The following is a 26,041-nucleotide window of genomic DNA, read 5'->3' as shown; positions in this document are numbered from 1 at the left end:
ATGAAAACTGTATGTGTGATTACCGGAGGCGGTAGTGGAATGGGACTTGCTGCGGCAAAATTTATGCCACAGGATAAGGTTATTGTAGTATCAGGTCGGACAATGTCAAAATTAAATAAGGCGGTAGAGGAATTGAAAGCACTTGGATATGATGCATATGCTAAAACCTGTGATACCTCAGATCGTGCACAGGTGATTGAACTTGCGGAATTTGCTTTGAGCCTGGGAGAAATAAAGAATGTAATTCATGCTGCGGGACTTTCCCCATCCATGGCAACGCCAGAGCAATTGGTTCGCGTGAATGCACTTGGAACAGTATATGTAAACCAGGAATTCTCAAAAAGGATGAAAGAAGGAAGTGTTATTTTAGACGTTTCTTCAAATTCAGCCTATATCCTTCCAGAATTTCTCGCAAAAAAGAAAGTATTTGCCTTGGCGGAACACGATGAATCTCGATTTGTGGGTAAGATGTTGGGGCTAAGCAGACTAATCAAAGATAAGTATAAGGCAGCAGGATTGGCATATGGTCTGTCGAAAAAGTTTGTGATCTGGTATGCAAGACAATGTGCATACCAATATGGAGAGCGTAAAATCCGAGTACTTTCCTTAAGTCCAGGTCTGATTGCAACCGATATGGGAAATCTTGAGGCAGAAGAAGGTGGATCTTTGCTTAAGACAACAGCAGAGAAAAGAATGGGAACAGCAGAGGAATTAGGATATGCACTTGCGACAGCTGTGGATGAACGCAATGGCTATTTAGCAGGGATAGACATTCTTTGTGATGGAGGAAGCATTAATGGTAAAAAGTAAAAAGGGAACTTTGCAGCCCAAAAGGGTGAAAAAGAGTATACGTGGTCAAATATTGGCTACAGCGCTTTGCCCGTTATTGATGATGTCAACGCTAGTTTCCATTTTGTCCTTGCGTGGTGTTGATGATATGATTGTTGCATATGTAATAGCTATTATTTTAGGTGTTGGAGTAGTTCAACTTTTGTATGTTGCCAGAAGTATTGTAAAGCCGCTTCGCAAGATAGAAGAATATATATGGAGTCTTTCAGAAGGCCAGCTTGATATTAAGATTGAAAGAAAGGGAGGAAGGCAGGATGAAATTGGCCTAATGATGGAATCACTTATTGTTCTTCATCACAAATTGAAAAGTTCCATGAATGATATCAAAAAGGTATCTAATCAGCTAGTTGACACAAATGATATTCTGAGTGTCTCTTTGACACAGGCAAATACAGACTCTGAGCAGATAAAAAGAATCGTGCAGGAAAGCACTGAGGATACGAAAAAGCAAGATGATAACATAAATATGGCTTCCGAACATATTGGTGAAATAGGCATTATGGTTGGTGATGTACTTGAAAGTGTAAATCACTTAATGTATACATCTGAAAAAATGAAGATAGCAGGAAGTCAGTCCGTTAACATGATGTTACAGCTTGATGAATCAAATGTGAGAACAAATGAATCTATTGAGCAAATAAATAAACAGGTACATTTGACACATAAAGCTACGGTAAGTATCACTGAAGTACTCCAATTGATAACGAATATTTCCAAACAAACGAGTTTACTCGCACTCAATGCAGGAATCGAAGCAGCAAGAGCAGGAGAACATGGAGCAGGATTCTCTGTTGTGGCAGAGGAAATCAATAAACTAGCAGGACAGTCGAATAGCTCGACTCAGGAAATTTATGAAATAGTATCCAATCTTTTGGAAGAGTCTGAAAAAATGCTTGCAATTATGGGGACGGTGCTTGTAGATGTGGCGAAGCAAAGGGAGAAGTTGGAACAGACAAAAGAACACATGGCAACAGTAAATATAGGAATTGAAGATTCCTTAAGTGAAGTATCCGATATCAATGATAAAACAGAGAAGTGCAATATATTAAAAAATCAGATTATTGGTAATATTGAAGTGTTGAGGCATTTGTCAGAAAAAAATGTAGTTAATATGGACGGTATTCAAGAGTCTGTAATCGTAGTAGGAGAAAAAATGCAATATGTAAAGGATATAGGTAATCACTTAAGTGATTACGCAGATATTTTGAACGAACAATTGAGATTTTTTAAATTGGATATAATGGAATAATAATGAACTTGGGTGCTTTGAAAAAAGTTGTTTTCAGAGAAACAGAAACAATTTTGAAACAAAAGCATGTTACAATTAGAAAAAACAAGTAGAGGATGATGGATATGATTCATATATTAGTGGTAGAAGATGACGAAAATTTAAACAAGACAGCATGTTCTTTCTTAAGGAGTAGTGGATTTGATGCAGTTGGCTGCCTCAGTACAGAAGAAGCATATGATGCAATGTACAATAATCTCTTTGAACTTATTATTTCGGATATTATGATGCCAGGGATTGATGGCTTTGAATTTGCGGAAAGTGTTCGAAAGGTAAATAAGACAGTCCCAATTTTATTCATGTCAGCAAGGGATGATCTGCCATCCAAGCAGAAGGGATTTCAATTGGGGATTGATGATTATATGGTAAAACCCATCGATTTTGAAGAACTTCTTCTCCGAGTCAGAGCACTCCTTCGAAGAGCCAATGTAGAGATGGAACGGAAGCTTACAATAGGGAATTTGACGATGGATGCGGACGCTATGACTGCCATCATTGCTGGAGAAGAGGTGCCAATTACCACAAGGGAATTCAATATCATGTACAAGCTCTTGTCTTATCCGAATAAGACTTTTTCAAGAGCACAATTGATGGATGAGTTCTGGGGAATCGATACAGATGCCAGCCTTAGAGCTGTGGATGTATATGTAACAAAACTTAGGGATAAATTTTCTGGTTGTGATGGATTTAAAATTGTTACTGTCCGTGGACTTGGTTATAAAGCAGTAATCTAAGGAAGATTAAGAGAATAACTCACATGAAAAGTTTATGTCAAATATGACAATTGAGTGTGTTTAAAGAAAGGAAACCTATGAATCAAAAAGATAAAATCAGACAATCCCATCTTCCAGTTAGATATTTTGGAATTACATTCTTGGTAATGCTGCTTGTCGCTGGAGTACATGCAGGACTGATTCTGTTACTGACGATGCTTGAACTATGGAGTGGTGTTACAGCAGCAATTATTATTATATATTGGATTATGATGGCAGCATTGTTTGTGTTAATCACCAACAAACAGATGGTCAAATACTATGAAACACCGATGAAAGAGCTTGCAAAAGCAACCAATGCAGTGGCTAAGGGAGATTTTTCTGTGTATATGCCACCAATCCATACAGCAGACAAACTGGATTATCTGGATGTTATGATTATGGATTTTAATAAAATGGTGGAAGAGCTTGGTAGTATCGAAACATTGAAAACAGATTTCTTTTCGAATGTATCCCATGAAATTAAGACTCCACTGGCGGTTATTTCCAATTATGCGCAACTCTTGTTACGACAGGATAATCTTACAGAAGAGGAGAAGGATTATGTGAAAAATATTCTTTCCGCATCGAAAAAACTGACAGAATTGATCACCAATATTCTAAAAATCAATAAACTTGAGAAACAGAATATCAATCCTGAGATTGTACGATTTGATGTTAATGAGCAGATTTGCAACTGCATCTTTCAGTTTGAAGAAAAGCTGACTCAAAAGGAAATAGAGTTGACCGCAGAGCTGGATGAGCGTTTGTTTATCGAAGCAGATGCTTCTTTACTAGAGCTGGTATGGAATAATCTATTGTCAAATGCGGTTAAATTTACTGATCAAGGTGGCACGATTGACATAAAGGAAGAGATATCTGAGGATACAGTGACCATCATGATTTCAGACTCGGGATGTGGTATGAGTGAGGAAACTATGCAGCATGTCTTTGACAAATTCTATCAGGGAGATACTTCTCATGCAATGGAAGGAAATGGATTGGGAATGGCTCTGGTATTTCGAATACTACAGATGTTCGGTGGAGAAATATCTGTAAAGAGTGAACTTAGCTGTGGGACTACATTTTCTATTGTTTTGCCAAAATACTATGATTATATCAAAAGAAAAAAGAGTTAGGACTGGAAGGAGCGCTGATGCGATGAGTGAACAGGTAAATCATATAAAAGAATACAGAGGTTATGAATATAAGGATATTCTGGTAGATAAAGATAAGGTGGGATTTTATCTGGACAGCTATGAAAATTTTGGCTGGACAGTGGATGAACGTTTTATGAGTAGGGCTTTGCAGACTGCGAATGCTAAAGGGAAAATACAGTTGAAGCTTCGTAGAGAACGTGGACTTATAAACCGTGTGGAACTGACCAGACTACAGAGACATTTTGAAGATTCCATAGCTCAGATGGAACGCTTAGAACGTAGTAAGACAGCAACAGCCACAATGGCAGCACTTACCACAGGGTTAATTGGTACGGCATTTATGGCAGGTTCTGTATTTGCTGTAATACATGAGCCACCATTGATCCTCTTGTGTATTATGTTTGCAATACCAGGTTTTCTTGGCTGGATACTTCCTAATTTTTTGTATAAAAATTTAGTATTTAAAAGGAATGAGGAAATTAACCCGCTAATCCAGCAAAAAAGAGATGAGCTCTATGAGATTTGTGGAAAAGGACATAAGCTTCTGACTAATTAATTCTAAGTAGATTGTTTTTAATAAGATGCCTTTTATATTAAATGAAAATGAGAAGTTCAGTGGCGTATGGAACCAATTTTTATTTCTTTTAATATTTATGGGAACTTTCTCAGTTGTATTAGCAAGCACTCTTTTTGGGGCGGGGTACCTGTATATTCTGAAGGAACAGATTGTTAGTGTTTCTTTTTATGTAAAAGAGGCATTTATTCTATTAGGAAGCAGCATGTTTTTATACATTTGGCATATCTTCTTATCTTTGCGATTAAATAAAGGGGTTTCCATCGGTGTAGGTATTGTAGAAAGTTTAGTGTCGGCACTGTTTCTGACAGGAATGGGTGATTCTATTTGGAGTTATACACCTTGTGCATGGCCTGCAAGATTTGCAACCTATGCACTTGCAGGAACCAAAAAGACGGATGTATTTAATGTTGAATATAAAGCAGCGCTTTTTCTTTGTGTCATCATTACATTTTGTGCATTAGTTTTGTATGGAATCTGGGCCTGCCATTGGGAGGGGCAAAAAACTAGTGATTAAACTTTACAGGGGGTATTTCTGAAAGTATAATTTAAGAAAGAAAGGAAGAAGACTATGGCAAATATTTTAGCAGTAGATGACGAGCAGGCAATTTTAATCATGATACAAAAAATTTTAAATAAGGATGGACATAATGTAACAATTGTTTCTGAACCAAAAGTTGTCAGCCAGCTAAGACCGGAGTCTTATGATTTAATTCTGCTAGATGTGATGATGCCAGAAATAGATGGTTTTACCTTATGTAAAGAAATACGAAGTTATGTCGATTGTCCTATACTGTTTCTTACTGCAAAGACGGAGGAAAACAGCTTGGTGCTGGGATTAGAACTAGGCGGAGATGATTATATTAGTAAACCTTTTGGAAATCTTGAACTCAGAGCAAGGGTGTCTGCTCATCTCAGGCGTGAGCATCGGGAACATTTTGCAAAACTTACTTTTGCAAATGCTTATTTCAACCTCTCTGGAAAGCAGCTTATTGTCAATGAAAAGGTAGTGCCATTGACTAAGGGTGAATACCAGATATGTGAATTTTTAGCACATCATGCAGGACAGATATTTTCCAGAGAGCAGGTATATGAAGGTGTGTTTGGATATGATGGAGAAAGTAGTGACAATACAATTTCTACCCACATTAAAAATATCCGCTCAAAATTAGAAAATATGGGTTACTTCCCAATTAAAACAGTTTGGGGGGTAGGGTATAAGTGGGAAAAATAAAAAGGAAAAGAGAAATCTCTCTTAGCTTGTTTTATCTGAAATATCTTCTATATTTGTTTATTTGCGTTAGTTTGGTTGGCATATTAATCCTTTTTACATTTAATATTTTGTTTATTAGTAATATGATTTATCCTGCGGATTATGCACAGGAACAGGCAAATTTGGCATATGAAAAGCTCCTAAATGCAGAGGAGATAAGTTCAGAAATGATTCCGAAATTTTGTGATTACATTGTATTTGATACAAATGGCTCCGTAAAAGCAGGAGATATAAATGGAAAAGGTGTAGAACGTGCATGGGCGGCTGTACAAGGAAGCAGGTCAGACATTTATGGAAACTATTATACAGTAGTTTTCAGAGAAAACGAATATTGTGTACTTCGATATAAAATTATTCCTCAATATAAAGATGCATTTTTGCAAAAATATTTTTTATCTCCGCAAATGACCATTTTAATTATTGCATTGCTATTGATTATTATAAGCTTTGCCTGTGTGGCAATTCGTTTTGGGCAGGTACTTCAGAAGAAAATGAATCCCCTTATTCTTGCAACCAAGAAAATTCAAAATCAGGAATTAGAGTTTCCTATCGAAACAGATAATATAAAGGAATTAAATACGGTCTTGGTTTCTATGGATAAGATGCGTGTAGCTTTAAGAAATTCTCTGGAAAAACAGTGGAAGATGGAACAGTTAAGAAAAGAGCAGATATCTGCATTAGCACATGATGTAAAAACACCATTAACTCTTATCAGAGGAAATGCTGAATTATTGTTTGACACAAACCCCACAGAAGAACAGTTAGAGTGCATTCAGTACATTGAAGCAAGTTCGTTGCAGATACAGAATTATGTTCAGATGTTAATGGAGGTAACAAAATCAAACGATGGCATACAAGTACGGATCAGCCAGGTTGCTATTGCTGATTTTCTGCAAAATATTAAAAAAGAAGCAAAAGGTCTGTGCATGGTGAATAATATCCAGCTCAGATGGGATTGTAAAATTGAAACAGAAAAATTTTATATGGGAAGTAGCTGCCGTAATTCTAAATTACATTACGGCATGGGTCTTTATATTGCTGATTCTGTGGCAAAGCAGCATGGTGGACTGCTTGTTTTGGAGAATTCTGTTGATACACACGGAGCAAAAGTTATTATAAAAATTCCATTATAAAGTTTCTTATTAAATCCTTGATAAACAGCTGGCAATCATGTAAGATAGTTGGAAACAAGTGTGCTTTCGATTGGCTGTCCAGATAGAATGTTGTGAAAAAAGCTGATACATTTGGCTTAATAGTGACAGGCTTGTACGCAGCAGGAAGCAATAAAAAATGTATAAAATCGTGGAGGATTAAAAATGAATATGCTTACAGCACCTATGGGTTGGAATAGCTGGGATTGTTACGGCGCAGCTGTTGATGAAGAAACAGTAAGAAGAAATGCAGAATACATGGCGAAAAATCTAAAACAATATGGCTGGGAATATGTTACCGTCGACATTCAATGGAGCGCTCCTAATGCAAAAAACCACGAGTATGACCAGTTTACGGAACTTTGTATGGATGAATATTCGAGGCTTATTCCTGCTGAGAATCGTTTTCCATCCTCCGCAAATGGAAAAGGTTTTGCGCCTCTTGCAGAATATGTTCATTCTCTCGGTCTGAAATTCGGGATACATATTATGAGAGGTATTCCAAGACAAGCGGTTCATCGCAATACCCCAATCAAAGGTACAAATAAGACTGCACGTCAAATTGCAAAAACAGATAGCATTTGTCATTGGAACACAGATATGTACGGTGTTAATCCTGAAAGGGAGGGCGCAAGAGCCTATTATGACAGTCTTTTTGCGCTATATGCGTCATGGGGTGTTGACTTTATAAAGTGTGATGATATTGCTCGTGAGCTTCCCCAGGAGGAAGGGGAGCTTGTTATGCTCAGCGAGTCGCTTCATAGCTGTGGCAGAGATATGATTTTAAGTCTTTCTCCTGGACCTGCACTACTTGAAAAGGCGGAGTTATATAAGCAGTTTTCAAATATGTGGCGGATTACAGATGATTTTTGGGATAAGTGGGAACTTCTTTACAATATGTTTGAGCGTGCAGAGAAATGGTGCGTTCATTCGGGAGCAGGTCATTGGCCGGATGCAGATATGCTTCCTATAGGCCCTATCTTACAAGATTACGATAAATCAATCCGCACGAAATTTACTGAAAATGAGCAGATTACAATGCTTACACTTTGGAGCATTTTCCGTTCTCCTTTAATTATTGGGGGTGAGATGACAGGTTTTGACGAATTTACGATGAGTCTTTTAACTAATCAGGAAGTGCTGAAAATGCACAGCAATTCTAGACACTCTCATCAGGTTTGGCGCAGAGAAATGAACGGAGTGGAAATTATTCTGTGGACGTCTGTAAGCTCTGAAGGTGGACAGTATGCTGCTGTTTTCAACGCAGGAGAAAAAGATACGGAAGTTGACATTTCCCTTTCAGATCTTGAAATTTATAACAGCGTAAACGGATTTGAACTTTGGAGTGGAGAAATACTGTCGGAAGTAACGTCGATAAAAACTAGTATAGGTACCCATAGTGCAAAGGCGTTCTATTTTTACTATTGACACTCACGTTACGTGATGGTGTAAATTGAATGTATCAAAGGAGGAATGGAAAATGAAAACTGTAACAGAAGTATCTAAAATAACAGGTATCAGCGTACGCACGCTTCATTATTATGATGAAATAGGTTTATTGCAAAATGAAGATTTCTATCAAAATGAATAGGATAAAAATCCGATTAGAAGGTGGGAGTTTCTAATCGGATTTTGCTATCTTTTTTTGCTGCTTAACCTGTTCATACTATAAAGTTATAGAGTAATTAACTAGTGTGTGTTGTTAAAAAATCAAGAACATATTTTTTTGCTTTATCTCCTCCAATAGAAGTAAAGCCATGTCCTTCGCCAGTTAGGGTGATAAGTTCGGCATTTTTATATAGCTCCATTGCCTTTTGTGAATATGAAATAGGGACAATGGTATCCTGATCACCATGGATTATTAAAATGTTTTTATCAAATAATCCTATTTGTTCAAATACATAAAAATCATGAATACTGAGAAAGAAATTCTGTCCAAGATTTAATTCCCAGAAGTTTAATGTATTTGGAATACTTTCGACGTAGGGATAGTTTTTCCGCCAATCATCAGAAATGCATAAGGCAGGATAGTATAAAATCATACCTTTGACCTTGTCAATATATTCTTCAGCGGCTAAAGTAGTAACAAGTCCACCTAGACTGCCACCAAAAAGAAAAATCTGCTGGTCATTAACTTGCTCAAGGGTTCTTATGTAATCAATAACGGCAAGTAAATCTGATTTCTCCGTAAATATTGTCATATCTGTTGATATACCAGAACTTTTTGAACTATTGGAACCGCCGCAGAAGTCAAAGGCATATGCAACATATCCATTTTCAGCAAAATATTCGCATTCATTTGTAAAATCACTATTTGTTCCATTATAACCGTGACTAAGTATAATAGTTGGATGTTTTCCATTTTCAGAAGGAGTATATAATTTTCCATAAATGGAGTTTTCACCGTTTTTAATGGTTAATTCAGTTATGATTATTTCACTGTTGGCTGTCGTGGTTGTACTAACAGATTGTTCAGTATTTGCTTTTTTTGTTGTATTCATAGGCACGCTTTCCTCCAAGTTTTCATCAAGTTAGAATACTAACTTACACTAATATACTATTTACTTACCATGTTGTCAAATGGAACTTGACTTATTTAGATTGCTAATATATATTTAATAATAAATATTGACATAAACTTTTACTAGAAGTAGGGAAAAGGTTGATTTTAATCTACTTCAAAAGTGTAGTCAGAGCATGGAGAATAAAAATGGATAGATTTCACCACTATTTACTAAGATTGTATAATGTACATAAAAAGATAAATTTAAAAAACTTTAATAATATTGGATTATCACAAGGACAGCCAAAGATTATAGAGTTATTACTTTATAATGATGGTTGTTCACAGAAGGATTTGGCAAAGGCTTGTGAGCTCCAACCTGCAACCATGTCTGCGTTATTGAAAAAAATGGAGAATGATAAATTGATTCATAGGGTTTCAGAAAATCTAAGTAATGGAACCCACATTACCAGAGTTTTTATGACACATATTGGAAAAGAATTAGCTTTTCAGATTTTAGAGTATGTTGATCAGGTGGAAGAGTTATGTTTTAACGGATTCTCAAACGAAGAAAAGGAACAATGTCTTATTTATTTGAACCGAATCTATAAGAATTTGCAAAATTAATTATACAAAAAATCGCTTTCAGTGAATAAATCCATGTTTCAATAGATTTTAAACATAATACTTATGTACAGGAGGAATATCCAAATGAAAAGGGGAAGGTTAATTATGGAAAAGATTTTTTAGGGATGACTTTAAGTTCATTTTAAGTTCGTAAGTTATAATCTTCTTATCAAGTAAACACTAATTCAAAATTAAGGAGAATATAAATATGAAATCAAAAAAAATAATTGCCATTTTCTTAACTATATTAATTATTGCTACTGCGTCAGGTTGTTCCTCAACTCAAAGCAGCAGTACTGCTTCTACAACGGAAAACGCAGTGGAAGGCTCTGCATTAGTTACAACAGAACTATTTAGTGACAGAGACTATGAACAGACAGCAGATACATCCAAAGCACAATATATTACAGTGGTAGGTGGAGAGGATATCACGATTAACGAAGAAGGAGTTTATGTAATCAGTGGAGATGCTGAGGAAGTAACCATTGTAGTAGAAGCAGAAGAAACAGCTAAGGTTCAAATCGTTTTAGACGGAGTCAGCATAACAAACACAGATGCACCTGCAATTTATGTAAAAACGGGTGATAAAGTGTTTGTGACCACTACAGATAGTGAGAATGACTTTGAGGTAACAGGTACTTATAGTGCGGATGGAGAAACTAATTTAGATGCCGTTATTTTTTCAAAATCAGATTTGGTACTGAATGGAATAGGAACACTAAACATAAGTTCAGCTACGGGAAATGGAATTACTTCCAAGGATGATCTTAAAATAACAGGTGGAAGTTACACCATTACGGCATCCAAGGATGGGTTAGAAGCAAATGATTTCGTCGGGATAACAGATGGTACAATACATATCAATGCTGGGGCAGATGCCATCCATAGTGAAAATGATGAGGATGACAGTCAGGGTTCTATCTATATAAGTGGTGGGACGCTAGAGATTACAGCAGGTGATGATGGAATTCGTGGAACCAGCGTAGTTCAAGTGGATGGTGGTAACATCAATATTACCAGTAGTGTGGAAGGTATAGAAGGTACCTATATTCAAATCAATGATGGTACAATAACTGTTTATGCCACAGATGATGGAATAAACGCTACAAGCAAATCGACAAGTTATGATGTCATAATCGAGGTAAATGGCGGAAACCTTACAGTAGAGGTAGGAAGTGGAGACACAGATGCATTTGATGCAAATGGAACTATTATAATAAATGATGGAATAGTAAATGTAACCGCAAATTCAGGTTTTGACTGGGATGTGGCAGGAGAATTAAATGGTGGAACAGTTACCTTAAATGGTGAAGTAATTACGGAGCTGCCAGAATCCATGATGGGTGGAGGCGGAAAAGGAGGAATGGGCGGAAATAGATCAAGGTGGCAGTAGTGATAAGAAATAAAATATTAAGAGGAAAAAGAATCATTTGGAAGCAGATGGTTCTTTTTCTTGTATAAAAAGTGATGCAAGAAGTAGGATTGACATAATATATAATGTGTTATATAGTTATAAGTATAATATGTTATGTATATGGAGAAATAATGTGAATATATCAAGTGTAAGTGAGGAATATGGAATATACGGAATGCTGTTTTCACTGAGTAATCGAATTCAAACTATTGGCGATAAAGAATTTGATGATATTACAATGAAGCAGCATTTTATGATGATCGCTTTGGAAATGTTTGAACAGCCGCCGGCTTTAACGGAAATGGGTGCTGTTATTGGGTGCTCGTATCAGAACGTTAAAAGAATGGCAGAACATTTGCAAAAAGAGCAATACCTAACCATTGAAAAAGATGGTATAGATAAAAGAAAGCTGTTGTTGAAATCTACTGGGAAATTCGAAAAAATGGCATGTGACCAAAGAGAGAAAACGGTTAAATTTATGGAAAATCTGTATCGAAACATTACGCAAAAAGAAATGGAAATCACCTTAAGGACATTAAAGAAGATGGATCAGAATTTGGGCGGGAGGGTTCAAAAATGAAAAGAGTAGTAGTGTATAAAAGTTCCACTGGATTTACTAAAACATATGCAGAGTGGATTGCCAAAGAGCTAAACTGTGAGATGGTGGATTTAAAAAAAGTAGAAGAAAGCACATTACACCAATGTGAAATGGTTATATATGGTGGGTGGATTATGGGGAATACAATTGTTGGTCTAGATAAAATCAAAAAAATGGGAGCAAATAATCTTGTGGTGTATGCAGTGGGTTCGCTGCCTAAAACAAAGGAAGTAGCAGATAGTATTCAAACAAAGAACGGATTGGAGAATACAGTGTTTTTTTATATGCCAGGTGGTTTTCGTTTTGAAAAGCTAAATTTTCTAATCAGAATGATGTTAAAGTCTATGAAAAAATCAATTGCAAAAAAAGAGAATAAGACGGAGACGGATGTATTCATGGAGAAGCACCTGGGAACGTCATTTGATCATTCAGATAAGAAATATATAGAACCGTTAATTCAGTATGTGAATGAGGAGGTTAGTCAAAAGCAAAATTAGCTGTGCCGCAGATTGGCGGCAGAATGGAGATTTATATGTCAGAACTGAAATGTCAGGAGGAATACATACATAGAATTCATAAGGTTCAGGATTATATGGAGCATCATATAGGAAGTTCCCTATCTATAGAGGAACTTTCCAATGTGGCGGGGTTTTCTAAATATCATTTCAGCCGTATCTTTCAGGCCATATTACATGAGTCACCAGCTCAATATGTGAACCGGATTCGTATGGAGAATGCACTTTTTCTATTGGCACATCGGCCAGATAAAAATATGACAGACATTGCCTATGAACTGGGAATTTTTGATTCAGCCGTATTTTCCAGGGCATTTAAGAATTATTATGGGATTAGTCCAAGGGAATACCGAAAAGAATATAGCAAGAATTGCAAAGATTCTTTTTTCTTGTCAGAGTACAATAAGAACACAGCAAAGAAAGAATGGGCAGACATACAGAGTCCTGTAACTGGGCAAATTACAATAGTACGGCTGGAAGAGAAACAGTTGGTTTATGTCAGGCATACTGGCACATATGTGACATTAGAAAGGGAGTATCCTGGTCTGATTCAGACACTATTTGCTCATGCAGACAACCAAAATCTTCTTGCGGATGGACAAAATTGGGTGCTTGCGGTCTATCATGATAATCCGGAATTTGGAGAAGAGAGTCAGTTCCGTACCAGTCTGTGCCTGACGGTTCCAGAGGATATTGTAATTCAGGAAGACGGAGTAATTGGCAAGATGAAGTTAGTAGATGGACTCTACGCAGTCGGGCATTTTGAAATTCAGCAGCATCAGTATAGTGATGCCTGGAATTACATGTACCAGGAATGGATTATGTGTAGTGGTTACGTTCCAAGAAATTCTTACCCATTTGAAGTGTACCGTAATAACCCATCTACCAATAAGAATCATATTCATAAGGTTGATATCTATGTTCCCATTGAGCCTATTCTTTTCCAATGTGCTGAAAAATGATTTAGAGGTGAGCATATGGAAAAAATAAAAATCCATGGAGCAAGGCTTCATAATTTGAAAAATATTAGTCTGATTATTCCAAAAGGTCAAATGGTAGTCATTACCGGTATTAGTGGATCTGGAAAATCCAGTCTTGCATTTGATATTCTATTTGAAGAAGGTAAGAACCAGTATCTACGATCCATCGGTATTCTGGCAGGGCTGAATAATGAGGACAAATTTGATATAATAGAAGGAATTGGCCCTACAGTGGCGGTACGTCAGAGTACAATCCGGCAGAGTAATCCCAGATCTACAGTTGGCACAAAGACCAGAATACTGAACCAACTGGCCCTTATGTTTACAAGTGAAGGAAAAACGCTGGATGGGTATAAAAAAAATCTCTCTCCAAGTTACTACCTTTATACAACAGCTGAGGGCATGTGCATTAGTTGCCAGGGAAGAGGCTTTTATTACGATATTAATCTGGAACAGTTAATTCCTAATCGTACAATAACTCTTGCCGAGGTTTATGTGGGACTTAATGTAACTGCTGGTTTCTTACGAATTTTAAAGAAGAAATATGGTATGTATTTTAACACTTCATTTTGGATGCTTCCAGAAGATATTCGAGATGAAGTGGTTTATGGAACCTATGAAAATGGGAAACAAAGTTATTGTCTGGAACGGGTACTAAGGAATGCATATGAAAAAGGAGAAGACGTAGAGGAAGTTTATAGGAAGAAGCTTTGTCCAGATTGTCATGGTGAAAGGATCAGCGAGGAGCCAAAAGAAGTTTTTCTATATGGAAAACGGATTGGTGAATTGGCACAGATGACATTGACGGGTCTGTATGATTATTTGAACGAAGTACCAGAAGAAGGATTATCCCAGTTTGGAAAGAATATAGTAAAAGATATAAGACAACATTTAAAGCAGCTCATCCAGTTTCGCTTGGGGCATCTTACCCTTTACCGTGAAATGTCTTCATTAAGTGGTGGGGAGGTACAGCGTATTTTTCTCTACCTCCAGTTAGAATCAAGATTGAATTCCTTAATTTATATATTCGATGAACCCATGGCAGGATTACATCCCTCTGAGAAACCAAGCGTGATTCAGGCGGTAAAGAAACTAAAAGATATAGGTAATACCGTCATTGTTGTGGAGCATGATAAGGAGCTGATTGGGCAGGCCGATCATATAATCGAGATTGGTCCAAAGGCTGGCACAGAGGGGGGAACTGTGGTCTATCAAGGGGATTATCAGGGGTATATGAAAGCAGATACCCTGCTGAGCAAATATTTATTTGAAAAATCCATTATGCCACAACGTGAAAGAAGAACAGATATATTTGATAAGAATAACTGTATAGTACTAAAAGGTGCCAATACGTTTTATTTAAAGCATATTACAGTTACATTTCCACTTCATGCAATGGTTGGAATAGCAGGATTATCGGGAAGCGGTAAGAGTTCCTTGATAGAAGAAACATTATTAAAAAGACTTGCTAGTGCCAAAAAATATGGTCATGGGTCTGGAATAGAAGGGGAGGAACGGATCGGTGGTTTTGTAAAGATATCTCAAGAACCTATTGGGAAAAACGCCTGTTCTACGCCTGTTTCGTATATAGGAATCTGGGATAAAATCAGGGAGGTTTTTGCAAATCAACCAGAAGCAAGAATAAGAGATATGGATGCTGGATACTTTTCGTTTCATTCAAAAGGAGCATGTACGGACTGCGGGGGAAGTGGTTTTGAAAGAATCTTTCTAACTTCAGATTTTTCTGTTGATAAAACCTGTCAGACGTGTAATGGTAAGCGGTTTCAGGAACAGAGCCTTTCGGTAAAATATAAAGGAAAAACCATTTCAGACGTATTAGAGATGAGTATTACCCAGGCTGTTCACTTCTTTGCCAATCAAGCCAGCATTGTAAAGCCACTATGCATCTTAGAGCAGATGGGTATGGGGTATTTAACACTAGGGCAGCCAACTTCATCATTAAGTGGTGGTGAGGCACAGAGAGTTAAGCTTGCCAAAGAACTTGGGAAGCAGCATGGGAGCAATATGCTATATGTGCTGGATGAACCAACAACTGGACTTAGTTTGTATGATACGGCATTGCTGCTAAAAATATTAGATAAATTAGTTTCCAATGGTAATTCTGTCATTATCATTGAACATAACATAGCTGTCTTAAAAAGCTGTGACTATATTATTGAACTTGGTCCAGAAGGAGGAGATAAGGGAGGAAAGGTGATTGCCAACGGAACACCTGAGCAGCTAATAGTTAATCCAAATTCTAAGACAGGAAGGTATCTAATATGATTTTAAAGACGAAGCTGGATAGAATAATGAATAACAGCTATAGCAATATAGGAGGAATGCTTGTACTAAAAAACGGTGAAGTACAATATGAAAACTACTTAAACCAATGTACTGCTGCCACTACTTTTCATGTTTTTTCAGTGACAAAAAGTATTATATCTATATTGATTGGTATTGCCATAGATAAAGGGCATATCAAAAGTGTGGAGCAGAGAGTATTAGAATTCTTTCCTGAGTATGGAGTGAAAAGAGGGGAGAAAACGATACAAAATATATCACTTAAGGATATGTTGACAATGACAGCACCATACAAATATAAAGCAGAGCCTTATGCAGAATATTTTGCAAGTGATAACTGGGTTTATAGTTCCCTTGATTTATTAGGAGGAAAAGGAAAGATGGGAGAGTTTAGATATACTCCTATCATAGGACCAGACATTTTTTCGGGTATACTTGTAAACGCAACGGGACAATCTGTGCGTGATTTTGCACAAAAATACTTATTTAATCCATTGGAAATACCGATTGGAAATAATGTGGTTTTTCATAATAAAGAGGAACAGATGGCGTTTTACAATGCTAAAAATATCAAAGGATGGGTTGCAGGCAAGACGGGAGTAAATACAGCAGGCTGGGGGCTTAATTTGACTACTGAAGCTATGGCGAAGATAGGTCAGCTATACTTGGATGCAGGAATATGGAGGGGAAAACAAATTGTTTCATCTAATTGGATAATGGAGAGTACCAAGGAACATATTAGATGTAACCAGTTGAGGCTGTCGTATGGATATCTGTGGTGGATTATAAATGAGAAGGAACATGCGTATGCAGCAATGGGAGATGGCGGGAATATTATTTATGTGAATGCCAAGAAACAGATGGTAACCGCGATTGCTTCTCTTTTTATACCTAAGGCTAAAGATAGATTGAAGTTGATTAAGGATTATATTGAACCAATGTTTGAAAATTATGAAGAGTGAGAGAAAGGAAAAGATAAATGTTTGAGATTATAGGAAAAATAAATACAGCTCTCTGCTATGCAAAGGTAGTGGAGGAAGAAGCAATTGAACAGATAAGAAGAATGTGTAATTACGAATTCACAGAAGGCAGCAAGATACGAATCATGCCAGATGTTCATGCCGGTAAAGGCTGCACAATTGGCACAACCATGACGGTTGTGGATAAGGCAGTACCTAATATTGTTGGTGTTGATATTGGGTGTGGGATGTATACAGTTGAATTAGGAAAAGTAGATGTAGATTTTAGAAAACTGGATGAAGCTGCACATTATGTGCCTTCAGGAATGAATATTTGGGAAGGCAGACAGGAGCGCTTCGACTTACAAGAACTTCGATGCTATAGAAGTCTAAAAAACACCAAGTGGTTAGAACGGAGTCTGGGAACATTAGGAGGTGGAAACCACTTTATTGAAGTAGATCAGGCAGCAGATGGAACGAAATATCTGGTGATTCATACTGGAAGCAGAAATCTTGGAAAACAGGTTGCTGAGATTTACCAGCAGTTAGCGATTGACCTAAGTAAGGGAAAAGAAACGTATTTTCAGCAAAGGGATGAAATTATACGCACCTTTAAAGAGCAGGGAAGAAGGAATGAGATTCAGGCAGCATTGGAAGAAATATCGTGGAATAAAAGAGAAACAACAATGCCAGAGGATTTGTGTTATTTATATGGAAGTTATTTAGAAGATTATCTTCATGACGTGGAAATATGTCAAAGATATGCCAAAAGAAACCGTGAGAAAATTGCAGAAGTATTGCTTGAACGTACTGGAATAGCTAGTGGAGAGGCATTCCATACTATTCATAATTATATTGACACAGAAGAAATGATCGTAAGAAAGGGTGCAATAGCAGCCCATAAAGGTGAAAAGGTGTTGATTCCAATTAATATGAGGGATGGAAGTGTACTTGCAGTAGGAAAAGGCAATCCAGAATGGAATTATTCTGCGCCACACGGTGCAGGACGGCTTATGTCAAGAACAAAGGCAAAGGAAACACTGAGCATGGAGGAGTATAAAGGTGTGATGGAAGGAATTTATACGACTTCTGTAAATGAGGCAACATTGGATGAAGCACCAATGGCTTATAAATCACTGGAAGATATTATGGATGTCATTAGAGATTCAGTGGATGTCATAGATGTAATGAAACCAATTTATAACTTTAAGGCTTCCAACTGAGAACCGGCTTTATAATAAATGAAACACTGCCACTGTAAAAAGTGGTAGGATTTCGTATTATATGGGCAGCGGTATTGGAGCTGTGAAAGGACGTATTGAGTATGATATTTTATTTTTCAGCAACGGGAAACTGCAAATATGTTGCAACCCAAATTGCTAAGGTTACAAATGATAACATAATGTCAGTAGTGGACTGTGTGAAAAGTAATCATTACACATTTCATATGAGTAAAAATGAGGGAATTGGAATAGTTTCGCCAACTTATGCATTGGGATTACCAATAATTGTAGCTGAGTTTTTAAAAAAGTTGAAAATTTCAGCCGATAGGAAACCCTATGTTTATTTTGTTGCCACCTACGGAACGACACCTGGGCAAACAGGGTTTTTTGCAGACGAGTACATGAGAGAGAAAGGATTTCCCATTGATGCAAAGTTCAGTGTAAAAATGCCAGATACATGGACACCTGTTTTTGATCTGAGTAATAAGGAAAAAGTAAATCGCATTAATTATAGAGCAGAAAGCCAAATCGATTTTTTACTTGCACAGATAAAAAGCACAGCATGTGGAGACTTTATGACTCATAAAGTTCCTCGTTTGGCAGCAAAAGTTTGCTATAAAATTGGATATGAAAGCATAAGGAAAACAAAACATTTTAATGTAGAAGATACTTGTATCGGTTGCGGTTTATGTGAAAAGAAATGTCCAGTTAATGCAATCAAAATGAGTCATGGTAAACCAGTGTGGATAAAGGAACAATGCGTTATGTGTCTGGGCTGTCTGCACCGCTGCCCAAAGTTTGCAATTCAATATGGGAAAAATACAAAGAAACATGGACAATATACAAATGATACTGTGAAAATTAATAAAATAATGGAAACAGAACGATTATATTTAAGAGAATTACGAATGGAAGACAAAAAAGAATTGATGAAAGTATTATCAAATTCTGAATCGATGCAATTCTATCCACATCCGTTTAGTGAAGAAGAGGTAGAGAAGTGGATAGAATGGAATCTTGATAATTATAAAAAATACAAACACGGATTGTGGGCTGTAATAGCAAAAGAAGGTGATGTGTTTGTTGGGGATTGTGGTATCACAATGCAAAATATCGGTGATAAAACAGTTCCTGAAATTGGTTTCCATATTATTATGGAATATTGCAAACAAGGATTTGCGACAGAAGCCGCTTATGCTTGTATGGAATATGCTTTTAATGTTTTACAATACCCCGAAGTTTTTTCGTATACTACGATACGAAATATACCTTCGCAAAAAGTGGCTGAAAAGTTAGGTATGCGGATATATAAGTATTTTGAAAAAAACGGGGAGAGGCAAATTGTCCAAACAATAATGAATCCAAAATTGGTTGAAAAAGAATAAAAAAATTTTTGGTTTAACTATTTCTTCATTTATTTTACATGGATAAGGATTCGGGAAGAATGTAGTTTCCGCATGGGTAATAATCTCCCATATTAGAAGATGTAACAATGCTGCCACTTTCAAGATTCTTTGCAGAGTATGGGAAACTATCAGAGATAATCTTATTTCTGTAAAAAAGCTGAAGTGGAACAAGGGGTAAGTGGTTTACATCAATCCAATTGAAACCGTTTTCTGTTGTTACAAGAGATGGACGTGGTGCCCCAAAGCTGATAATCAAATTCACATAACCGTTTTTATCGGTGACTGTCTCGAAATCCGCAAGGGTATAAAGCCCAATTAAGCCTACAGGGGAAACAAAAGACATACTCCAGTAGCGCATGTCTTCCATACCTGAAATGCCAATATTGTGATACGTATTGGGAAAGGATGGGGCTTTCCAACGTAGATATAATAATTTGTCTGAACTTCTAATTAATTCACTGGAAATGATATAGGCATCATTGTAGTCATATTGGATAAGGGCAGATTTACGATCCAGGGTACTCCAAGATAAAGCACAGGCTCCTTCCTGACTTGTATAAAAAGGAGTGTGTGGTTTTTCTTTAGCAGACGGTTGGATTGAATTTGATAGTTGCAAATTAAGGTTATTTATTGGTACAGACTGATACGTGATTTCGGGATATCCTACTCCTCCTGTAGCATTATATCCAATGCTGGGAGCATAAATCCGGAGGCCTATGGTTCCTTGTATGTTTGGCTCACCCCATGGCATTGTCCCAGCATAAACAATATTGTTTCCTGCTTCAGGAACAAAGTGAGCGGAATTCTCTGGTGGTGCAGTAAAACGGATTTTTAAAGTATAGCTGCGGTTTTTGGCATTCCAGTCTTCACCTGGCAAGAATGGATTTGTGTTTCCAGGGTCAGGAAGCAGCGCATAATCAGGTACCGTAGCAATTGTTAAATCGGCATTACCAATTACACTAAAGGATAAATACCTTGCAAAAGGAAACTGGCCTTTTATTACAATCTCGACGTTAGGTACTACAGAATAGGGGAAAGTATTATAATTTGCATGAAAATCTCCTAAAAGTGTTAAGCTGTTACTAGGTTCATGTATCCATGTTTGTGTACCAGATGGCACTGGTAAGTCTGAGGTAATATCAAGCGCTGCATTTTGAAGGACACCGGGATAAGGATAGAGAGTATACATTTCGATTGCTCACTTCATAAATTTTCATAATACTATATGCTTGAGTTATAAGTTTGTGCATTAGTGCTGCTTTTTCAGGTGATAGCAGCATTTTATTAAGTATAATAATATTTATTACAATGCTTTACATAATAATTTAATGAGATGAGATGGTGAAATGTTCGAAAATGGCTATTCCATTATACCAGAAGACTGGAAGGATGCAATTCAAAACTGGTGGGTGAGAAGGCACAATTTTTTTTCATTCCATTGAGAATCATGGAAGACATGTACTTGAAAATAAATTGAAATATGATGGGAAGCATTACAGGATTGATTTTGAGGATCTAGAAAGAAAACTTGCTCATCCACAAACAACTATGATGGTGTTATGCAATCCCCATAACCCAGTAGGTAAAATATGGGAAGAACAAGATTTATTAGAAATTGGGGAACTATGCTTGCGGCATCATGTTGTGGTTGTGTCTGACGAAATTCATTGTGATCTGACGGATCCTGGATATGAATATATACCGTTTGCGTCTGTATCAGATGTATGTGCCCAAAACAGTATTACCTGTACTTCAGCTAGTAAGGCTTTCAACCTGGCAGGCTTACAGGCAGCAGCTGTTGTGATTCCTAGTGAGACATTACGTCAGAATATGGAGCGTGGACTAAATTCAAATGAAATAGCAGAGCCTAATGCATTTGCTATAGAAGGGATGACCGCAGCCTTTTTAGAAGGAGAAGAATGGCTGGATGAATTAAGAAATTATTTAGCACAAAATAAAAAAATAGCTGCTGAATTTCTGATCGAAGAGATACCAAATATTAAACTGGTTTCTTCGCATGCAACTTATCTGCTTTGGCTTGACTGCAGCAAGGTGCTTGGAGATGCCACAGAACTTTGTAGCTATATTAGAAATGAAACAGGATTATATCTGGCAGCAGGGAGTAAATACAAAGGAAATGGGAATCATTTTATGAGGATGAATATAGCGTGCCCGGCAAAGCGGCTGGAAGAGGCTCTGAAACGCCTAAAAGAAGGAGTAAGGGCATATGAAAAGTGGTCAGTTGAACAATGTTAAAAAAGTACAAAATATGGGAAGATGATATGAGGAACGGCCTTCTATGCTTAACATGTAGTTTGTGAGCATAGAAGGCTGCCCTTATTTACTTCTTTTATTTACTAATTGAAAAAGCAGCAAATTCACACATATGCAAAGCAGACCAATATTTAGAAAAAGGTTATTACCTGTTTGAAAAAATATTGAAATCACAATGCACACTAGGGATATAATTCCCAACAGAAGACATATGATTTTTGAAATTGACCATCTTTTATCCATATTTTTTTCCCTCCAAGTGTTGATTCATCTAGATAAGATGATATATTAATTATAACACGGATATTATCACAACAAAAGTGTATTGTGTTAGTAAAGAAGTATCTAATGATTCCTCATTTCTTCGATTGTTTCATCGCACCAATGAATGACGGCATTGCAAGATACTTGTTTCGATTTACTTCATCATATAAAAGAACATATTCCATCAGCATGAAAAAAGGATGTCGATCCGCTGGATTAATGTGTCCGTACAGATTCGTATTTATAAATAATAGATTCTCACCATAGATACCCCCTATATCACTCTGATATAGGGGGCAACTTTAAATTCAAGAGCCTTCTTCATAATTAGAGAGCCTCTTTTAATATATTTGGAATAGAATAATCAGAACTTGATTGTTTTTGGTTCCTCTGTAAATGAGTAAATAGCTGCCGTGTCACAGGTGAAATAGAACACAGTCATTAGGTTATCATCTACAGTGTACATACTGCTGAGAGAGTCTTTGTTTGCCTCCATCATTGCAACACGGGCTTCACGGCGGGTATCCTCTTTCACCTCACCTTTCAGACGTATCCATGTGCCTTTATTCATTCCGGTGATTTCAATTTTTGGATTTGAAGACAGCTGATGATAGACCTTCTTTTGATTATTGGTTACAAAATAGAGCTTTTCTTCAAATTTGCAGACAGCGCCAAATGGCCTTACGTGGGGCTGGCCATCCTCACTGGTTGCAATATAGAATGTGCCGCAGGCTTTCAAATAGTTTAATATTTCTTCCATTCATGTCATCCTTTCAGTTAGTAATTTGAATCCTTTGACTTTCGAGTCAAATTCATATATAATTATAGTGTTACAGGATGATAAGTACAAGTACGATATTTATTGATACTAGTATCAGAAAGGATACCTAGATGGCGAAGAAAGAATTGTTTGGTTTGTGTCCCTATGTAACTTCACAAAAGGTACTGACTGGAAAATGGTCATTGTATATTTTATATATACTATCACAGGAAACTTTGCGCTTTAATGAGTTACAAAGACGAATGCCAGAGGAAATGACGCATACAACTCTATCAAGGCAGCTGAAAACCCTGGAGGAGGAAGGTTTGATTGTGAGAAAGGAATACGCACAGATACCGCCTAAAGTGGAGTATCAATTAAGTGAAATCGGTAAAAAGTTTAAAAAGGTGTTAGACGTTTTGGGGGAGTGGGGCGAGGAATATATATGCTATCTTAATTCACAAAAAACGGATTGTTGAAAAAACCACAGAATATACCATGCGGAAACGTCTTTGCGAGAGAAATATATTTATAATGGATTCTTTATTGTATTGTTAACATAAATTGTAGAGAAAGAGGCTTTTTATAAAATACGATGTTAAGTATTTCGTAAATATTTAATTACTTCTGTGCCTGCTTTTGCACCTTCATAGACTGCTTTTGAAATCTGTAATAGCCCTCCGGTACAATCTCCAGCAGCATATAGGCCAGGAACGGTTGTTGACATATTCTCGTCCACAGTTATTTTATTATTTTTGGTTTCTGCTCCAATTTTTTTAGCTAGATCGCTGCTTCCAGCAATTCCTATGGCAATAAATAACCCAGAAATGGGAAGGGTAGAACCATCTGTGAAATGAACCTTTTCTAGAATGCCATTGCCGTCAACCGATTTGATAGTATTGGTATTTATCTGGATAATATCAGGAATTGAAACATCAGGTTCTTTTCCATTTGTAAGGATTGTGACAGAAGCTGAAGTTGGAAATAGTTCCAGGGCTTCATGTAGTGCATAACTACCATTACCAAGTACAGCAACATTTTTTTGTTTATAAAAAAATGCATCACATACGGCACAATAGCTTACACCATAACCTTCTAGTTCCTTTAAACCTTCTATTTTGGGGGTAGTTCTGGAAGAACCAGTTGCGATTACTACACTGTCAGCCGTATATTCGTTTTCCTTTGTTATAACAGTAAACTTCTGTTCATATGAAATACCAACCACTTCATCTGTTAAGATTTCAGCACCTAGACGGCGCGCACCTTCGATACCATTTGTAATCAGTTCAGTTCCTGATATAGGTGTACGAAATCCATAGTAATTTTCTATTTCTGAAGCTTTTCCTAAAGCACCAAAGTCTTTCCCAATTATTGTTGTCTTAATTCCAGCGCGTGTTGTATATAATGCCGTTGAAATACCAGCAGGACCATTTCCTATAATAATTACGTTTGCCATAATGAATCACACCTTTTTTGTATTAATATGATTATAACCATTCTTTCAATAATATAAACGAGGAACTAAAAGGAAATAATGAAAAGAATTGAATAGCAGGATAAGATAAGTTTTAACAGGTTTTATCATTGAGTATAAGATAGTACTTTGATAAAATGAAGTATATATTTTTGATTTACTTTTAAATAAACACAAATCATTATTTGGAAAGCAGGAAAGAATGAAACATGATTAAAGTCAATATTGGAGGATGCAATAATCATCATCCACAAAACTTTATGATAAGTCAGAAGAAAGGTAGTAATGACTATCTGTTACTAGTAACTAAATCAGAAACATCATTTGCTATCAATGGAGTATCATATCAGACTCCTTCTGGAACATTTGTATTATTTGATGCAGTCTGTAATGTCAATTGGAGCCATTGCAGAAATTTGTGGATATAAAAATGAAATACATTTTTCAAGACAATTCAAAAAGTATAAGGGGCTGTCTCCCAGAGAATTTAGAGAAAAGATGTCAGCTCAAAAAGCTGGCACAGAAACTAGAAGATGATGGAGGAATAAGATGGATGAAATAAAATGGGCAAAACTAGTTGCGGAAAAAATCATTAAAAAGGTTAGTATAGTGGCAGAGCGAAATAAGGATAAGATTCCGTATACTACAGTAGAGGGAAAATTTGATGACCAATCCATAACAAATATCTGTTGGTGGACCAATGGATTCTGGGGAGGTATCATGTGGCAGTTGTATCATGCTTCAAAGAATGAACTTTTTCGTCAAATAGCGGAAGAAAATGAGGAGAAACTAGATCAAAATTTAATGGAGCCCCAAGGACTGGATCATGACAATGGATTTAAGTGGCTTCCTACTGCTGTTGCCAATTATCGATTGACAGGCAGCCAGAAATCCCGTAATAGAGGACTTTTGGCAGCTAATCATCTGGCTGGCAGGTTTAATTTGTCAGGAACTTTTATACGGGCATGGAATGACTATGGAGATAGCAATAACGCTGGACTGGCAATCATTGATTGTATGATGAATTTGCCACTTTTATATTGGGCATCTGAAGAAATAAATGATCCGCGTTTTCGTCAGATTGCTGTAATGCATGCAGATATGGCAGAAAAATTTTTTATAAAACAGGACGGTTCTGCTCATCATATTGTGGAATTTAATCCAGAGACAGGAGAATTTGTAAAGACATATGGGGGACAGGGCTTTTGTGAGGGTTCTTCATGGACCAGAGGACAGGCATGGGCAATTTATGGTTTTGCACTAAGTTATTTACACACAAAAAAGCAATCTTATCTTGATACAGCCAAAAAGGTGGCTGATTATTTTATTTCACATATCCCTGTAAGTGGTTTTGTACCAGTAGATTTTTTCCAGCCAGAGGATTGTAATTTAGAAGATTCTACAGCATCAGCTATTGCTGCTTGTGGTTTACTTGAGCTTCAAAAAATGGTTTCTTTAGAGGAAAAGAAGATTTATTATAAAACAGCAATACAAATGCTTCAGACACTTGAAAAAAGCAGATGTAATTGGGATGAGGACAGTGATAATATACTTGAGAGGTGTACAGCAGCATTCCATGATAAAACCCATGAATTCTCTATTATATATGGCGACTATTTTTTTATAGAAGCAATATGGAAATTAAATGGTCAGGAAATTTTCATATGGTAAATAGTAAAATGTTTTTCGGGAA

General features: G+C 36.7%; 27 protein-coding genes and 1 pseudogene. 24 read left to right on the top strand and 4 right to left on the bottom strand.

The features are described 5' to 3' along the window. The 10 genes and pseudogenes from BM305_RS11665 to BM305_RS18805 all read left to right on the top strand — a co-directional run. A complete protein-coding gene (locus BM305_RS11665) occupies positions 1-810 on the top strand; it encodes an SDR family NAD(P)-dependent oxidoreductase (protein ID WP_092561051.1) in 810 nt (269 codons plus the stop codon). Further along, positions 797-2,098 (top strand): methyl-accepting chemotaxis protein, encoded by a 1,302-nt coding sequence (locus tag BM305_RS11660; protein ID WP_177214700.1) that lies wholly within the window; start codon positions 797-799, stop codon positions 2,096-2,098. Before BM305_RS11665 ends, BM305_RS11660 begins: the two co-directional genes overlap by 14 nt. Positions 2,099-2,202: 104 nt before the next feature. Next, complete coding sequence (locus BM305_RS11655) at positions 2,203-2,871, top strand: response regulator transcription factor (RefSeq protein ID WP_092560996.1); 669 nt, start codon at positions 2,203-2,205, stop codon at positions 2,869-2,871. Between the two features lie 77 nt (positions 2,872-2,948). Then, complete coding sequence (locus tag BM305_RS11650; RefSeq protein ID WP_092560994.1) at positions 2,949-4,028, top strand: HAMP domain-containing sensor histidine kinase; 1,080 nt, start codon at positions 2,949-2,951, stop codon at positions 4,026-4,028. Between the two features lie 22 nt (positions 4,029-4,050). Beyond that, on the top strand, positions 4,051-4,605 hold the full coding sequence (locus BM305_RS11645) for a hypothetical protein (protein WP_092560992.1): 555 nt from the start codon (positions 4,051-4,053) through the stop codon (positions 4,603-4,605). Between the two features lie 25 nt (positions 4,606-4,630). Next, positions 4,631-5,140, top strand: coding sequence for a lantibiotic immunity ABC transporter MutG family permease subunit (locus BM305_RS11640; protein ID WP_092560990.1), 510 nt, complete (start codon positions 4,631-4,633; stop codon positions 5,138-5,140). Positions 5,141-5,194: 54 nt separating this feature from the next. Continuing rightward, positions 5,195-5,857 (top strand): response regulator transcription factor, encoded by a 663-nt coding sequence (locus BM305_RS11635; RefSeq protein ID WP_092560988.1) that lies wholly within the window; start codon positions 5,195-5,197, stop codon positions 5,855-5,857. Beyond that, positions 5,845-7,029, top strand: a complete 1,185-nt coding sequence (locus BM305_RS11630) for a sensor histidine kinase (protein ID WP_092560986.1) — start codon at positions 5,845-5,847, stop codon at positions 7,027-7,029. Before BM305_RS11635 ends, BM305_RS11630 begins: the two co-directional genes overlap by 13 nt. A gap of 183 nt (positions 7,030-7,212) precedes the next feature. Beyond that, complete coding sequence (locus BM305_RS11625; RefSeq protein ID WP_092560984.1) at positions 7,213-8,475, top strand: glycoside hydrolase family 27 protein; 1,263 nt, start codon at positions 7,213-7,215, stop codon at positions 8,473-8,475. 52 nt (positions 8,476-8,527) lie between these two features. Continuing rightward, positions 8,528-8,611, top strand: a pseudogene (locus tag BM305_RS18805) (MerR family DNA-binding transcriptional regulator); the annotation flags it as partial. Positions 8,612-8,732: 121 nt separating this feature from the next. Here the strand turns inward: BM305_RS18805 and BM305_RS11615 are convergent. After that, a complete protein-coding gene (locus tag BM305_RS11615) occupies positions 8,733-9,548 on the bottom strand; it encodes an alpha/beta hydrolase family protein (RefSeq protein WP_092560980.1) in 816 nt (271 codons plus the stop codon). Positions 9,549-9,757: 209 nt separating this feature from the next. Between BM305_RS11615 and BM305_RS11610 the strand changes: the two genes are divergently transcribed. The 9 genes from BM305_RS11610 to BM305_RS19345 all read left to right on the top strand — a co-directional run bounded on the left by BM305_RS11610 (position 9,758) and on the right by BM305_RS19345 (position 19,555). Continuing rightward, entirely contained in the window at positions 9,758-10,177 is a 420-nt protein-coding gene (locus tag BM305_RS11610; protein ID WP_092560978.1) for a MarR family winged helix-turn-helix transcriptional regulator, read from the top strand. 208 nt (positions 10,178-10,385) lie between these two features. Next, positions 10,386-11,570 (top strand): carbohydrate-binding domain-containing protein, encoded by a 1,185-nt coding sequence (locus BM305_RS11605; protein WP_092560976.1) that lies wholly within the window; start codon positions 10,386-10,388, stop codon positions 11,568-11,570. A gap of 154 nt (positions 11,571-11,724) precedes the next feature. After that, positions 11,725-12,171: a MarR family winged helix-turn-helix transcriptional regulator gene (locus BM305_RS11600; protein WP_092561049.1), complete on the top strand. Its 447-nt coding sequence runs from the start codon at positions 11,725-11,727 to the stop codon at positions 12,169-12,171. Next, positions 12,168-12,686: a flavodoxin domain-containing protein gene (locus BM305_RS11595; protein WP_092560974.1), complete on the top strand. Its 519-nt coding sequence runs from the start codon at positions 12,168-12,170 to the stop codon at positions 12,684-12,686. Before BM305_RS11600 ends, BM305_RS11595 begins: the two co-directional genes overlap by 4 nt. Before the next feature lie 2 nt (positions 12,687-12,688). After that, positions 12,689-13,666: an AraC family transcriptional regulator gene (locus BM305_RS11590; protein WP_242940523.1), complete on the top strand. Its 978-nt coding sequence runs from the start codon at positions 12,689-12,691 to the stop codon at positions 13,664-13,666. Between the two features lie 15 nt (positions 13,667-13,681). Continuing rightward, positions 13,682-15,970, top strand: a complete 2,289-nt coding sequence (locus BM305_RS11585) for an excinuclease ABC subunit UvrA (protein ID WP_092560972.1) — start codon at positions 13,682-13,684, stop codon at positions 15,968-15,970. Then, the gene (locus BM305_RS11580; RefSeq protein ID WP_092560970.1) at positions 15,967-16,950 is read left to right on the top strand and encodes a serine hydrolase domain-containing protein; all 984 of its coding nucleotides are present in this window, start codon (positions 15,967-15,969) and stop codon (positions 16,948-16,950) included. Before BM305_RS11585 ends, BM305_RS11580 begins: the two co-directional genes overlap by 4 nt. Positions 16,951-16,967: 17 nt before the next feature. Further along, complete coding sequence (locus BM305_RS11575) at positions 16,968-18,170, top strand: RtcB family protein (protein WP_092560968.1); 1,203 nt, start codon at positions 16,968-16,970, stop codon at positions 18,168-18,170. A gap of 101 nt (positions 18,171-18,271) precedes the next feature. Then, positions 18,272-19,555, top strand: a complete 1,284-nt coding sequence (locus tag BM305_RS19345; protein WP_092560966.1) for an EFR1 family ferrodoxin — start codon at positions 18,272-18,274, stop codon at positions 19,553-19,555. Positions 19,556-19,589: 34 nt separating this feature from the next. On the opposite strand, the gene BM305_RS11565 is transcribed toward BM305_RS19345, so the two are convergent. Further along, complete coding sequence (locus BM305_RS11565; RefSeq protein WP_092560964.1) at positions 19,590-20,765, bottom strand: hypothetical protein; 1,176 nt, start codon at positions 20,763-20,765, stop codon at positions 19,590-19,592. A 284-nt stretch (positions 20,766-21,049) separates the two neighbouring features. On the opposite strand from BM305_RS11565, the gene BM305_RS11560 reads away from it, so the two are divergent. Then, positions 21,050-21,832: a MalY/PatB family protein gene (locus tag BM305_RS11560; RefSeq protein ID WP_242940522.1), complete on the top strand. Its 783-nt coding sequence runs from the start codon at positions 21,050-21,052 to the stop codon at positions 21,830-21,832. A 646-nt stretch (positions 21,833-22,478) separates the two neighbouring features. Here BM305_RS11560 and BM305_RS11550 read toward each other — a convergent pair. Beyond that, positions 22,479-22,874, bottom strand: coding sequence for a pyridoxamine 5'-phosphate oxidase family protein (locus BM305_RS11550; RefSeq protein WP_092560960.1), 396 nt, complete (start codon positions 22,872-22,874; stop codon positions 22,479-22,481). A gap of 131 nt (positions 22,875-23,005) precedes the next feature. On the opposite strand from BM305_RS11550, the gene BM305_RS11545 reads away from it, so the two are divergent. After that, entirely contained in the window at positions 23,006-23,353 is a 348-nt protein-coding gene (locus BM305_RS11545; protein ID WP_092560958.1) for a winged helix-turn-helix transcriptional regulator, read from the top strand. 119 nt (positions 23,354-23,472) lie between these two features. Here the strand turns inward: BM305_RS11545 and BM305_RS11540 are convergent, their stop codons facing one another. Further along, a complete protein-coding gene (locus tag BM305_RS11540; RefSeq protein WP_092560956.1) occupies positions 23,473-24,330 on the bottom strand; it encodes an NAD(P)/FAD-dependent oxidoreductase in 858 nt (285 codons plus the stop codon). Between the two features lie 227 nt (positions 24,331-24,557). Here BM305_RS11540 and BM305_RS11535 point away from each other — a divergent pair, with 227 nt between their 5' ends. Genes BM305_RS11535 through BM305_RS11530 form a run of 3 tightly spaced genes read left to right on the top strand, consistent with a single transcriptional unit; the run spans position 24,558 to position 26,019 of the window. Next, on the top strand, positions 24,558-24,776 hold the full coding sequence (locus BM305_RS11535; RefSeq protein WP_242940529.1) for a hypothetical protein: 219 nt from the start codon (positions 24,558-24,560) through the stop codon (positions 24,774-24,776). Beyond that, positions 24,682-24,885: a helix-turn-helix domain-containing protein gene (locus tag BM305_RS19880; protein ID WP_408606127.1), complete on the top strand. Its 204-nt coding sequence runs from the start codon at positions 24,682-24,684 to the stop codon at positions 24,883-24,885. The genes BM305_RS11535 and BM305_RS19880 overlap by 95 nt, the downstream gene beginning before the upstream one ends. Positions 24,886-24,897: 12 nt before the next feature. Continuing rightward, complete coding sequence (locus BM305_RS11530) at positions 24,898-26,019, top strand: glycoside hydrolase family 88 protein (protein ID WP_092560954.1); 1,122 nt, start codon at positions 24,898-24,900, stop codon at positions 26,017-26,019. Positions 26,020-26,041: the final 22 nt, after the last annotated feature.

The sequence above is a fragment of the Anaeromicropila populeti genome (assembly GCF_900112775.1).
GTDB classification, from domain to species: domain Bacteria; phylum Bacillota; class Clostridia; order Lachnospirales; family Lachnospiraceae; genus Anaeromicropila_A; species Anaeromicropila_A populeti.
This window is presented reverse-complemented; position numbering and strand designations above follow the sequence as displayed.